General features: G+C 69.3%; 9 protein-coding genes and 1 pseudogene. 9 read left to right on the top strand and 1 reads right to left on the bottom strand.

Annotation, left to right across the window (positions count from 1 at the left end; all coding sequences use genetic code 11):
- The 9 genes from O3Q52_RS14900 to recQ form a co-directional block, all read left to right on the top strand.
- Nucleotides 1-963: molybdopterin-dependent oxidoreductase (locus O3Q52_RS14900; RefSeq protein WP_269649262.1), on the top strand; the 963-nt coding region annotated here is incomplete at its 5' end.
- Entirely contained in the window at nucleotides 960-2348 is a 1389-nt protein-coding gene (nuoH, locus tag O3Q52_RS14895; protein WP_269649261.1) for an NADH-quinone oxidoreductase subunit NuoH, read from the top strand. The genes O3Q52_RS14900 and nuoH, both read left to right, overlap by 4 nt.
- Entirely contained in the window at nucleotides 2341-2970 is a 630-nt protein-coding gene (gene nuoI / locus O3Q52_RS14890; RefSeq protein WP_269649260.1) for an NADH-quinone oxidoreductase subunit NuoI, read from the top strand. The genes nuoH and nuoI overlap by 8 nt, the downstream gene beginning before the upstream one ends.
- The gene (locus tag O3Q52_RS14885) at nucleotides 2967-3809 is read left to right on the top strand and encodes an NADH-quinone oxidoreductase subunit J (protein WP_269649259.1); all 843 of its coding nucleotides are present in this window, start codon (nucleotides 2967-2969) and stop codon (nucleotides 3807-3809) included. Before nuoI ends, O3Q52_RS14885 begins: the two co-directional genes overlap by 4 nt.
- Nucleotides 3806-4105 carry an NADH-quinone oxidoreductase subunit NuoK gene (gene nuoK, locus O3Q52_RS14880; RefSeq protein WP_003974374.1) on the top strand — a complete coding sequence of 100 codons (300 nt, stop codon included), beginning with the start codon at nucleotides 3806-3808 and terminating at the stop codon, nucleotides 4103-4105. The genes O3Q52_RS14885 and nuoK overlap by 4 nt, the downstream gene beginning before the upstream one ends.
- A gap of 14 nt (nucleotides 4106-4119) precedes the next feature.
- Nucleotides 4120-6015 (top strand): NADH-quinone oxidoreductase subunit L, encoded by a 1896-nt coding sequence (nuoL, locus tag O3Q52_RS14875; RefSeq protein ID WP_269649258.1) that lies wholly within the window; start codon nucleotides 4120-4122, stop codon nucleotides 6013-6015.
- Nucleotides 6016-6020: 5 nt separating this feature from the next.
- Complete coding sequence (locus O3Q52_RS14870) at nucleotides 6021-7592, top strand: NADH-quinone oxidoreductase subunit M (RefSeq protein ID WP_269649257.1); 1572 nt, start codon at nucleotides 6021-6023, stop codon at nucleotides 7590-7592.
- Nucleotides 7589-9238 carry an NADH-quinone oxidoreductase subunit NuoN gene (gene nuoN / locus O3Q52_RS14865; RefSeq protein WP_269649256.1) on the top strand — a complete coding sequence of 550 codons (1650 nt, stop codon included), beginning with the start codon at nucleotides 7589-7591 and terminating at the stop codon, nucleotides 9236-9238. The genes O3Q52_RS14870 and nuoN overlap by 4 nt, the downstream gene beginning before the upstream one ends.
- A 179-nt stretch (nucleotides 9239-9417) precedes the next feature.
- Nucleotides 9418-11472 carry a DNA helicase RecQ gene (gene recQ, locus O3Q52_RS14860; protein ID WP_269649263.1) on the top strand — a complete coding sequence of 685 codons (2055 nt, stop codon included), beginning with the start codon at nucleotides 9418-9420 and terminating at the stop codon, nucleotides 11470-11472.
- A 508-nt stretch (nucleotides 11473-11980) separates the two neighbouring features.
- On the opposite strand, the pseudogene O3Q52_RS14855 reads toward recQ, so the two are convergent.
- A pseudogene (locus O3Q52_RS14855) lies at nucleotides 11981-12730 on the bottom strand (HEAT repeat domain-containing protein); the annotation flags it as partial.
- Between the last annotated feature and the right edge of the window lie 59 nt (nucleotides 12731-12789).

The following is a 12789-nucleotide window of genomic DNA, read 5'->3' as shown; positions in this document are numbered from 1 at the left end:
GTGATAGAAGGGGGCGTTGTCGGAGTTCCTTGCGGGAACGAAGTTGGATGTGGCTGCCGCTCCACCGATCTCGCGGGACGTCCGGCCACCGACCCGCGCGCGCGGGACGAGGTCACGTTGGCCTGGGGAATCGCCGCACTGCCGCACCGCCACGGCCGCGACACCGGACAGATCGTCGAGGCCGCCGCCACCGGGGAGCTCTCCGCGCTCGTCGTCGCGGGCGTCGAGGTCGCCGACCTTCCGGACCCGGCACGCGCGCGTGAAGCACTGTCCGCGGTGGGCTTCCTGGTGTCGCTGGAACTGCGCCCCAGTGAGGTCACCGGGCACGCGGACGTCGTCTTCCCGGTGGCCGCGGTCGCCGAGAAGGCGGGCACCTTCCTCAACTGGGAAGGCCGCGCACGCCTCTTCGAGTCCGCGCTCAAGCCCGAGCAGCTGACCCGCCGGGTGTCACCCACCGACGGGCGCGTCCTGCAGATGCTGGCCGACGCCATGGACGTACACCTGGGGCTGCCCGACCTGCGCACCGCGCGCGTGGAGCTGGACCGGCTCGGCACCTGGGACGGGGCACGGGCCACCGAACCCGTGGGGACCGCCGCCGTGCTGCCGCGGCCCGCCGCGGGGGAGGCCGTGCTCGCCGGACACCGGCTGCTGCTCGACCAGGGCCGTCTTCAGGAGGGCGACGAGGCACTCGCCGGGACGCGGCACGCCGCACACGCGCGCGTGTCGGCCGCCACGGCCGCCGAGGCGGGCGTCAAGAACGGCGACCTGCTCGCCGTGACCGGCCCCTCCGGAGTGGTCGAACTCCCTCTGCAGATCACGGAGATGCCCGACCGTGTGGTCTGGCTCCCGCTGAACTCCGCCGGGGGAGGCGTCGCCTCGGACACGGGCGCGCTGCCCGGCGCACTCGTCCGCATCGGCCCGGCGACGCTCGCCGCCGAGACCCCCAAGGAGGTGGAGGCATGACCGGAAACCTCGCCGCGCCCGTGTACCTGGCCGCGGAGGACCTCTCCATGTTCGGCCGCGACCCCTGGTGGCTCGTCGTCATCAAGGCGGTCTTCTGCTTCGCCTTCCTGATGATCACCGTGCTGTTCTCCATCGTGTGGGAGCGCAAGGTCGTCGCATGGATGCAGCTGCGCATCGGCCCCAACCGGCACGGCCCCTGGGGCATGCTCCAGTCGCTCGCCGACGGCATCAAGCTGATGCTCAAGGAAGACCTGATCGTCAAGCGCGCGGACAAGGCCGTCTACATCCTCGCGCCGATCGTGGCCGCGATCCCGGCCTTCATGGCGATCGCCGTGATCCCCTTCGGGCCGGCCGACAACCAGATCTCGATCTTCGGCCAGCGCACCACGATGCAGCTCACCGACCTCCCGATCGCGATGCTCTACATCCTCGCGGTCGCCTCGGTGGGCATCTACGGGATCGTGCTCGCGGGCTGGTCCTCCGGATCGACGTATCCGCTCCTCGGCGGCCTGCGCTCCTGCGCGCAGATGATCTCGTACGAGATCGCCATGGGCGCCGCGTTCGCGTCGGTGTTCCTGTACTCGGGCTCGATGTCGACCTCGGAGATCGTCGCCCAGCAGCAGGACCGCTGGTACATCATCCTGCTGCCGGTGTCGTTCCTGATCTACATCGTGACGATGGTCGGCGAGACCAACCGCGCCCCCTTCGACATGCCGGAGTCCGAGGGCGACCTGGTCGGCGGCTTCAACACCGAGTACTCGTCCATCAAGTTCGCGCTGTTCATGCTCGCCGAGTACGTGAACATGGTGACCGTCTCGGCGGTCTCCGTGACGCTCTTCCTGGGCGGCTGGCGGGCTCCCTGGCCGGTCAGCACCTTCTGGGAGGGCGCGAACCACGGCTGGTGGCCGATGCTCTGGTTCGTCATCAAGGTGCAGCTGCTGCTGTTCTTCTTCATCTGGCTGCGCGGCACGCTGCCCCGCGTCCGCTACGACCAGCTGATGAAGCTCGGCTGGAAGGTCCTCATCCCGGTCTCCGTGGTCTGGCTGATGTGCGTCGCGACCGTACGGACCCTGCGGAACGAGAACTACGACTTCGCCGACATCGCCCTGTACGTGGCGGGCGCGGTCCTTGTCCTGCTGTTGCTCTCCTTCATCGCCGACATGTACCGCGACCGGAAGGACGCCCAGGAGACGCCGGACGAACCCGTCGCCTTCGACCCGATGGCGGGCGGATTCCCCGTACCGCCGCTGCCGGGACAGGAGCTGCCGCCGGTGCCCCGGCGACGTCCGCGCCGGGAGCGGGAGTTGATTGTCAGTGGTGGCGTGAATACTGACAGTGACGGAACCGATGGACCTCGTGACGGAAAGGAGGCGTCCGATGGCTGATGAGCAGAAGGAGACCAAACCCGGTTTCCAGAACCCCGTCGCAGGCTTCGGCGTGACCTTCAAGGCCATGTTCAAGAAGCGGCTGACCGAGCAGTATCCGGAGCAGCAGAAGACCACCGCCCCGCGGTTCCACGGCCGGCATCAGCTCAACCGCCATCCGGACGGCCTGGAGAAGTGCATCGGCTGCGAGCTGTGCGCCTGGGCCTGTCCCGCGGACGCCATCTATGTGGAGGGCGCGGAGAACACCGAGGAGGAGCGCTACTCCCCGGGCGAGCGGTACGGCCGCGTCTACCAGATCAACTACGCCCGCTGCATCCTGTGCGGCCTGTGCATCGAGGCGTGCCCCACGCGCGCGCTGACGATGACGAACGAGTTCGAGCTGGCCGACAGCAGCCGCGCCAACCTCATCTACACCAAGGAGCAACTGCTCGCCGGTCTCGAGGAGGGCATGGTCGAGTCACCGCACTCGATCTTCCCGGGCATGGACGAGGGGGACTACTACCGGGGTCTGGTCACGGAGGCCGCGCCCGGCACGGTGCCCCAGGTGGCGGTCTCCAAGGGAGAGCTGCATCCGATGGCAGGCCCTTCGGGCGCGGCCGAGGAAGAGGGGGCGGACGCATGAGCGCGCAACTCGCCGCCCACTCCTCCACCCTCGCGGCCTACTCGACGTCCACCGGCGAGGCCTTCCAGTTCTGGATCCTCGGCACCGTCGCCGTGATCGGCGCCCTGTGCACCGTCTTCATGAAGAAGGCCGTGCACAGTGCGCTCTGCCTCGCCGGGACCATGATCATCCTGGCGGTGTTCTACCTCGCCAACGGCGCGTACTTCCTGGGCATCGTCCAGGTCGTCGTCTACACCGGCGCGATCATGATGCTGTTCCTCTTCGTGGTCATGCTCGTCGGTGTCACCGCGGCGGACTCCCTGAAGGAGACCATCAAGGGTCAGCGCTGGCTGGCCCTCCTGTGCGGCCTCGGCTTCGGAATCCTGCTCTGCGCGGGCATCGGCAACGCGTCGCTGTCGGAGTTCAACGGCCTGACCCAGGCCAACGCCGGCGGCAACGTGGAGGGTCTGGCGGCCCTCATCTTCACGAAGTACGTCTTCGCCTTCGAGATCACCGGCGCCCTGCTCATCACGGCCGCAGTCGGCGCCATGGTGCTCACCCACCGCGAGCGCACCGAACGGGCCAAGACCCAGCGCGAACTGGCCGGGGAGCGCGTACGGGCGAACAAGCAGCTCCCGCCGCTGCCCGCCCCCGGCGTCTACGCCCGGCACAACGCGGTGGACATCGCCGGCCTCCTGCCGGACGGCACCCCGTCCGAGCTCACCGTCATCAAGACACTGCGTGACCGCGGCCAGATCCGTGACGTGTCGGACGAGGCGATCAAGGACCTCAAGGCGCTGGAGCAGCGCTCCGAGGAGCGGCTCGGCCGCGAAGAGCGGGAAGAGGAGGCCGCGAAGTGAACCCCGTCAACTACCTCTACCTCGCCGCCCTGTTGTTCACGATCGGCGCCACCGGCGTCCTGATCAGGCGCAACGCGATCGTGGTGTTCATGTGCATCGAGCTCATGCTCAACGCCTGCAACCTCGCGTTCGTAGCCTTCTCCCGGATGCACGGCAACCTCGACGGCCAGATCATCGCCTTCTTCACGATGGTCGTCGCCGCCGCGGAGGTCGTGGTCGGGCTCGCGATCATCGTGTCGCTGTTCCGTTCCCGCCACTCGGCCTCGGTCGACGACGCCAGCCTGATGAAGTTGTAAGGGGTCGCTGAATCGTGGAGAACCTGATTGCGCTGCTTGTGGCGGCGCCTCTGCTCGGAGCGGCCGTACTGCTGTGCGGCGGCCGGCGACTGGACGCCGTCGGCCACCTGATCGGTACGGCTCTCGCGTCCGTCTCCTTCGTGATCGGCGCGATCCTCTTCGCCGACATGCTGGGGAAGGACGCCGAACACCGGGCCATGGGCCAGCACCTGTTCAGCTGGATCCCCGTAGAGGGCTTCCAGGCGGACGTGGCCTTCCAGCTCGACCAGCTGTCGATGACGTTCGTGCTGCTGATCACGGGCGTCGGCTCGCTGATCCACCTGTACTCGATCGGGTACATGGAGCACGACGAGCGGCGCCGCCGCTTCTTCGGCTATCTGAACCTGTTCCTCGCGGCGATGCTGCTGCTCGTCCTCGCGGACAACTACCTGCTGCTGTACGTCGGCTGGGAGGGCGTCGGCCTCGCCTCGTACCTCCTGATCGGCTTCTGGCAGCACAAGCCCAGCGCCGCCACCGCCGCGAAGAAGGCCTTCCTGGTCAACCGCGTCGGCGACATGGGCCTGTCGATCGCGATCATGCTGATGTTCACCACCTTCGGGACCTTCGCCTTCGGGCCGGTCCTGGAGGCCACCGGTGAGACCGGCGAGGGCAAGCTGACCGCCATCGCCCTGATGCTGCTGCTCGCCGCCTGCGGCAAGTCCGCCCAGGTACCGCTGCAGTCCTGGCTCGGGGACGCGATGGAGGGCCCGACGCCGGTCTCGGCCCTCATCCACGCCGCGACCATGGTGACCGCGGGCGTGTACCTGATCGTCCGCTCCGCCGACATCTTCAACGCGGCGCCGGACGCCCAGCTCGTGACCACCGTGGTCGGAGCGGTCACGCTCCTCTTCGGTGCGATCGTCGGTTGCGCCAAGGACGACATCAAGAAGGCGCTCGCCGGTTCGACCATGTCGCAGATCGGCTACATGATCCTCGCGGCGGGCCTCGGCCCCATCGGCTACGTCTTCGCGATCATGCACCTGGTGACGCACGGCTTCTTCAAGGCCGGGCTCTTCCTCGGCGCCGGTTCGGTCATGCACGGCATGAACGACGAGGTCGACATGAGGAAGTACGGCGGCCTCAGGAAATACATGCCGGTCACCTTCGTGACGTTCGGCCTCGGTTACCTGGCCATCATCGGCTTCCCCGGCCTGTCCGGCTTCTTCTCCAAGGACAAGATCATCGAGGCGGCCTTCGCCAAGGGCGGCACCGAGGGCTGGATCCTCGGCAGCGTGGCCCTGCTCGGCGCGGCCATCACCGCGTACTACATGACGCGCGTGATGCTGATGACCTTCTTCGGAGAGAAGCGCTGGCAGCCCGACGAGAACGGCCATGAGCCGCACCCGCACGAGTCCCCCAGGTCCATGACGATCCCGATGATCGTGCTGGCCTTCGGATCGGTCTTCGCGGGCGGGTTCTTCAGCATCGGCGACCGCTTCGTGCAGTGGCTGGAGCCCGTCACCGAGTACGCGCACGGCAACCCGCCGGTCAGCGCGACGACGGTCACGCTCGCCACCATGGTCGTGCTCGTCATCGGCGTCGCTCTCGCCTACGTCCAGTACGGGCGCCGTCCCGTCCCGGTGGTCGCCCCGCGCGGCTCCCTGCTCACCCGGGCCGCCCGGCGCGACCTCCTCCAGGACGACTTCAACCACGTCGTCCTCGTACGCGGCGGAGAGCACCTAACGCGCTCCCTGGTGTACGTCGACCACACCCTGGTCGACGGGGTCGTGAACGGTACGGCGGCCTCGATGGGCGGCCTCTCCGGACGGCTCCGCAAGCTGCAGAACGGCTATGCGCGGTCGTACGCGGTCTCCATGTTCGGCGGTGCTGCGATCCTCATCGCCGCGACCCTGCTGATGAGGGCGGTCTGATACCGATGTCCTTTCCTCTGCTGACAGCGACGGCGGTGCTCCCGGCGATCGGGGCCATCGCCACGGCCGCCGTGCCGGCCGCGCGCCGCACCGCCGCCAAGTGGCTGGCGCTGACCGTCTCGCTCGCCACCCTGGTACTCGCCCTGGTCGTCCTGATCCGCTTCGACCCCGACGGCGACCGCTACCAGCTCACCGAATCGCACGCCTGGATCGCGGACTTCGGGGTGCGGTACGAACTGGGCGTGGACGGCATCGGCGTGGCGCTCGTCGCGCTGACCGCACTGCTGATCCCGTTCGTGATCCTCGCGGGCTGGCACGACGCCGACCCGCTGGAGACCAACAGCAGCCGCTGGCGGCCGACGCAGGGCTTCTTCGCCCTGATCCTCGCCGTCGAGGCGATGGTGATCATCTCCTTCGAGGCCACCGACGTCTTCCTCTTCTACATCTTCTTCGAAGCCATGCTCATCCCGATGTACTTCCTCATCGGCGGCTTCGGAGACCGTGCCCACGCGGGCTCGGACGAGCACGCGGCGGCCCAGCGCTCGTACGCCGCGGTGAAGTTCCTCCTCTACAACCTGGTCGGCGGCCTGATCATGCTGGCCGCCGTGATCGGTCTCTACGTAGTGGCGGGAAACTTCTCGCTCCAGGAGATCGCCGAGGCCCGGGCCAACGGCACGCTGGACATGGCGACCAACACCGAGCGATGGCTCTTCCTGGGCTTCTTCTTCGCCTTCGCGGTGAAGGCGCCCCTGTGGCCGCTGCACACCTGGCTGCCCAACGCGATGGGGGAGGCCACCGCCCCGGTCGCCGTCCTGATCACGGCGGTCGTCGACAAGGTCGGCACCTTCGCGATGCTCCGCTTCTGCCTCCAGCTCTTCCCGGAGGCCTCGAAGTGGGCGACGCCGGTCATCCTCGTACTCGCCCTGATCAGCATCATCTACGGGGCGCTGCTCGCGGTCGGCCAGCGCGACATCAAGCGGCTGGTGGCGTACGCGTCGATCTCCCACTTCGGGTTCATCATCATGGGCATCTTCGCCATGACGAGCCAGGGCCAGTCGGGCGCGACGCTCTACATGGTCAACCACGGGATCTCGACCGCCGCGCTGATGCTGGTGGCCGGCTTCCTGATCTCGCGGCGCGGCTCGCGTCTGATCGCCGACTACGGAGGGGTGCAGAAAGTCGCGCCGGTGCTCGCCGGCACGTTCCTGATCGGCAGCCTCGCGACGCTGTCCCTGCCGGGGCTCGCGCCGTTCGTGAGTGAGTTCCTGGTCCTGGTCGGCACGTTCACGCGCTACCCGGCCATCGGGATCATCGCCACCTTCGGCATCGTCCTCGCCGCGCTCTACACGCTCGTGCTCTACCAGCGGACGATGACCGGCCCGGTGAAGCCCGAGGTCTCCGCGATGCCCGACCTCCGGGTGCGGGAACTCGTGGTGGTCGCCCCGCTGATCGCCCTGCTGATCTTCCTCGGCGTCTATCCGAAGCCGATCACCGACATCGTCAACCCGGCGGTCAAGCAGACCATGTCCGACGTACAGAAGAAGGACCCCCAGCCCGAGGTGGAGGCGGCCCCGTGAGCGCTACAGCCGTCCACAGCCTGTGGACAATGGCGGCCGACCCGATCGACAAGATCGACGCGCCGAAGATCGAATACGGGCAATTGTCGCCCACCCTGATCGTCATCGGTGCGGCGATCATCGGGATCCTGGTCGAGGCCTTCGTGCCCCGGAAGTCCCGCTACTACGTCCAGTTGTTCGTGTCCGTCGTCGCCCTCGCCGCCGCCTTCGCGGCGGTCGTGGGACTCGCGGCGGGCGGATACGGCACCACCAAGGCCGGTATCGCCGCGATGGGCGCCATCGCGGTCGACGGGCCCGCGCTGTTCCTGCAGGGCACGATCCTGCTGGCCGGCGTGCTCGGCGTGTTCACGTTCGCCGAGCGGCGTCTCGACCCGGTGGCCCACGGCAACCGCGTCGACTCCTTCGCCGCGCAGGCAGCGTCCGTGCCGGGCAGCGACAGCGAGCAGGCCGCGGTCAAGGCCGGGTTCGCCACCACCGAGGTGTTCCCGCTGCTGCTCTTCGCGATCGGCGGCATGCTCGTCTTCCCGTCGGCCAACGACCTGCTGACGCTGTTCATCGCCCTGGAAGTCTTCTCGCTGCCGCTCTACCTCCTGTGCGCCGTGGCCCGCCGCAAGCGGATCATGTCGCAGGAGGCCGCGGTCAAGTACTTCCTGCTCGGCGCCTTCGCCTCCGCGTTCACCCTCTTCGGCATCGCGCTGTTGTACGGCTACGCCGGTTCGGTGTCGTACGCGACGATCGCGCAGGTCGTCGACGGCACCATCGGGACGGTGAACCCGGCACTCGCCGACACCATGGGCAACGACGCGCTGCTGCTCATCGGCGCCGCGATGGTCGTCATGGGCCTGCTCTTCAAGGTCGGCGCCGTGCCGTTCCACATGTGGACCCCGGACGTCTACCAGGGCGCGCCGACCCCGGTCACCGGCTTCATGGCCGCCGCGACCAAGGTGGCCGCCTTCGGCGCGCTGCTGCGGCTGCTGTACGTCGTGCTGCCGGGCCTGCGCTGGGACTGGCGGCCGGTGATGATGGGCGTCGCGGTCGTCACCATGCTGGGCGGTGCGATCGTCGCGATCACCCAGACCGACATCAAGCGGCTCCTCGCGTACTCGTCGATCGCGCACGCGGGATTCATCCTCGCGGGTGTCATCGCGGCCACGCCGGACGGTGTCTCGTCGGTGCTCTTCTACCTGGGTGCGTACTCGTTCGTCACGATCGGCGCGTTCGCGGTGGTCACCCTCGTACGGGACGCGGGCGGCGAGGCCACGCACCTGTCCAAGTGGGCCGGTCTCGGACGCAGGTCACCACTGGTGGCCGCCGTGTTCGCGGTCTTCCTGCTGGCCTTCGCCGGCATCCCGCTGACCTCCGGCTTCGCCGGGAAGTTCGCCGTGTTCAAGGCGGCGGCCGAGGGCGGCGCGGGCGCGCTCGTCGTGGTCGGTGTGATCTCGTCGGCCATCGCGGCGTTCTTCTACATCCGGGTGATCGTGCTGATGTTCTTCAGCGAGCCCCGTCCGGAGGGGCCGACGGTCGCCGTGCCGTCGCCGCTCACGATGACGGCGATCGGGGTGGGCGTGGCGGTCACGCTGGTACTGGGTGTGGCGCCGCAGTACTTCCTTGATCTGGCCGGTCAGGCGGGCGTCTTCGTTCGCTGACCTGGTGCTCTTCGGGCCCCGGTTCCTTTGGGAGCCGGGGCCCGAAGTGTTTTCGGGTGCGGGCCGACGGACGTATTCGACGGAACCTCCGTCACAGCCTGTGGATAACTCCGAGGCTGTCGGTGCGGACCCCTATCGTGGGGGCAGTGGTCGAGGCACGACGTACGGGGGACGGGACGATGGGCGGGACGGGTGTGATGACAGAGGTGGCGGAGAGCGAAGCGCTCGGCACGCTCCACCGGGTCTTCGGTTACGAGGCCTTCCGAGGCGAGCAGGAAGCCGTCATCGAGCATGTGGTGAGCGGCGGGGACGCGGTCGTCCTCATGCCCACCGGCGGCGGAAAGTCGCTCTGCTACCAGATCCCGGCCCTGGTCAGACCGGGTACGGGCGTGGTGGTCTCACCCCTCATCGCGCTGATGCAGGACCAGGTGGACGCGCTGCGGGCGCTCGGCGTGCGCGCCGGGTTCATGAACTCCACGCAGGACTTCGACGAGCGGCGCACCGTCGAGGCCGAGTTCCTCGCGGGCGAGCTCGACCTGATCTACCTCGCACCCGAGCGGCTGCGCCTGGAGTCCACGCTCGACCTCCTCAAGCGCGGAAAGATCTCAGTCTTCGCGATCGACGAGGCGCACTGCGTGTCGCAGTGGGGCCACGACTTCCGCCCCGACTACCTGTCGCTCTCGCTGCTGGGCGAGCGCTGGCCGGACGTACCGCGGATCGCGCTGACCGCGACGGCCACGCACGCCACGCACCAGGAGATCACCCAGCGCCTGGGCATGCCGGACGCCCGTCACTTCGTGGCGAGCTTCGACCGGCCCAACATCCAGTACCGGGTCGTGCCGAAGGCCGACCCGAAGAAGCAGCTCCTGTCCTTCCTGAAGGAGGAGCACGCGGGCGACGCGGGCATCGTGTACTGCCTGTCGCGCAACTCGGTCGAGAAGACGGCAGAGTTCCTCGCCCGCAACGGCATCGCGGCGGTGCCGTACCACGCGGGCCTGGACTCAGGCACGCGCGCCGCCCACCAGTCGCGGTTCCTGCGCGAGGACGGCCTGGTGGTGTGCGCGACCATCGCCTTCGGCATGGGCATCGACAAGCCGGACGTCCGGTTCGTCGCCCACCTCGACCTGCCGAAGTCGGTCGAGGGTTACTACCAGGAGACGGGCCGCGCCGGCCGAGACGGACTGCCGTCCACGGCATGGATGGCCTACGGCCTGAACGACGTCATACAACAGCGCAAGATGATCCAGTCGAGCGAGGGCGACGAGGCGTTCCGGCGCCGGGCGGCCGCGCATCTCGAGGCGATGCTCGCGCTGTGCGAGACCGCCCAGTGCCGGCGCGGCCAGTTGCTCGCCTACTTCGGCCAGGACCCGGAGGCCCCGGCCTGTGGGAACTGCGACACGTGCCTGCTCCCGCCCGAGACCTGGGACGGCACGGTCGCGGCCCAGAAGGTGCTGTCCACCGTGGTGCGGCTGCAGCGTGAGCGGGGGCAGAAGTTCGGGGCACTCCAGATCGTCGACATCCTGCTCGGACGCAGGAGTGCCAAGGTCATCCAGTTCGACCACGACCAGCTGTCCGTGTTCGGCATCGGCGAGGATCTGGCCGAGGGCGAATGGCGCGGTGTCGTCCGGCAGTTGCTGGCCCAGGGGCTCCTCGCGGTCGAGGGTGAGTACGGCACGTTGGTGCTGACCGAGGCGAGCGGGACCGTGCTGCGGCGCGAGCGGGAGGTACCGCTGCGCAAGGAGCCGCCGAAGCCGGTGGCTTCCCGGTCCTCGTCCTCCTCGTCCGGTTCCGGCCGGAGCGAGCGCAAGGCCAAGGCGGCGGCCGCGGCGGCCGAGCTTGGTCCGGAGCTGCTCCCCGCCTTCGAGGCCCTGCGCGCCTGGCGGGCCGGCCAGGCCAAGGAACAGGGCGTCCCGGCGTACGTCATCTTCCACGACGCCACGCTGCGGGAGATCGCCACGGTGTGGCCCGGCTCCGTAGCCGAGCTGGGCGGGATCAGCGGGATCGGCGAGAAGAAGCTCGTGACGTACGGGGAGGGTGTGATCGGGGTGCTCGCTGCCCTGGAGCGGCCTTCCGGCTCCGGCTCCGGTTCTGACTCCGGTTCTGGCTCCGGCGCTGGGCGAGCGGAGGATTCGGGGAGCGGCGAGAGGTCGGTCCCGACGCCTCGGAGTGACGGCGACCCCGGGTTGTACTGGCCCGAGATGGAAGCGGAGCCGGAGCCGGAGGACTGGATATAGGTGCGGGCCGGTGGGGGCTGGTCGCGCAGTTCCCCGCGCCCCTGAAGAGCGGGGCTGCGCCCCAGCTCTTCCGCCTGTCCGGCGCTTGAGGTCGAGCGCGGAGCGGGGGCGGCACCGCGTGCGTGTCACAGAGCGCGTGACGCGCACGCCCTGACGTCGGCGCCGGAGCGGCTGCCGCGCCCGACGGGACAACCAGGTTCCGGTGGCCCGCATCCGCGCTCGCCGCGCTCGCCGCGACAGCCACGTCCTGGCGGCCCGCGTCCGCGCCCACCGTTGCCAGTGCCTTCGCCACGGTCACCCGGACCTCGCGGGAGGTGTCGTCGGCCGCCCGGACCAGTTCGTCGGCCGCGTCGACGGAGACCAGGGCCCGGACCGCTTCGATACGGACGGAGATGTCGGGATCGCCCAGTGAGCGGGCGAAGAGGACGGCGTCGCCCAGCCGCAGGGCACGCAGGACGTCGAGGGCGGCGGCGCGAACCACGGGGTCGGGCTGTGCGAGGGCGCGTGTGAGCGGGTCGCGCAGGGCCGGTTCCGGGGTGAGCGTCTCGCCGAGTTCGCGCAACGAGGCCGCCGCGGAGGCACGTGCGGCAGCGTCGGTGTCGGCGAGTGCGGCGGCCAGCGCCGGACCGGTTCCGGTGGGTGTGGTCTCGGTGAGCACGCTGACGGCCGCTCGCCGGACGGAGGGCTCGGGGTCGCTCAAGTAGGGCTGGACGGTGGCGAGTTCGGGCTCCTCCTCGGCGAGGGCGAGGAGTTCGAGCAGCCGGGTGAGGCGTCCCCACGGGCGCTGTCGCTGCTGGTGCCGTCGCTGTCGCCGTCCTCGCTGTTGTCGTCGGGACCGGGGCTTCCGGTCACGGCGGTGGACGGACGGGCGGCCACGGGCGCCGCGTCCCGTGCGCCCGCCGTGGCCACGCCCTCCGGGTGGACCTCGCCGAGGTGCCGGGAGGGGCCGCCGGCCGGGTCGAAGCCGTCGACGGGGACGGCAGGGAGCCACGGGACGAGCCGTGAACTCCATCGAACCAGAGGGGGACTTGTGCAGGTCGAGGTGGTGGAACCAGGAGACGTCGTCGCGCGCGGGATGGTCCGTGCGGTCGTGGTAGAGGCCCCAGCGGGACTCCGTGCGGGCCAGCGAGGCACGGGCCGCCATCTCCGCGCAGTCGCGGATGAAGGTGACCTCGGCGCACCGCATCAGCTCGTGCGGAGTGCGTCCGCCCATCGCGGAGATGTCGTCGCGCATCCGCTCGAAGGACTCGACCGCGAGCGACAGCCGGGCACCGGGCTTCGGGGGCGCCACGTAGTCGTTCACGAAGCGGCGGAGCT

Origin of the sequence: Streptomyces sp. ActVer, from assembly GCF_027270795.1 — a bacterium.
Lineage (GTDB): Bacteria > Actinomycetota > Actinomycetes > Streptomycetales > Streptomycetaceae > Streptomyces > Streptomyces umbrinus_A.
The sequence above is the reverse complement of the archived record's forward strand: the minus strand, read 5'-3'. Positions and strand labels throughout refer to the sequence as shown.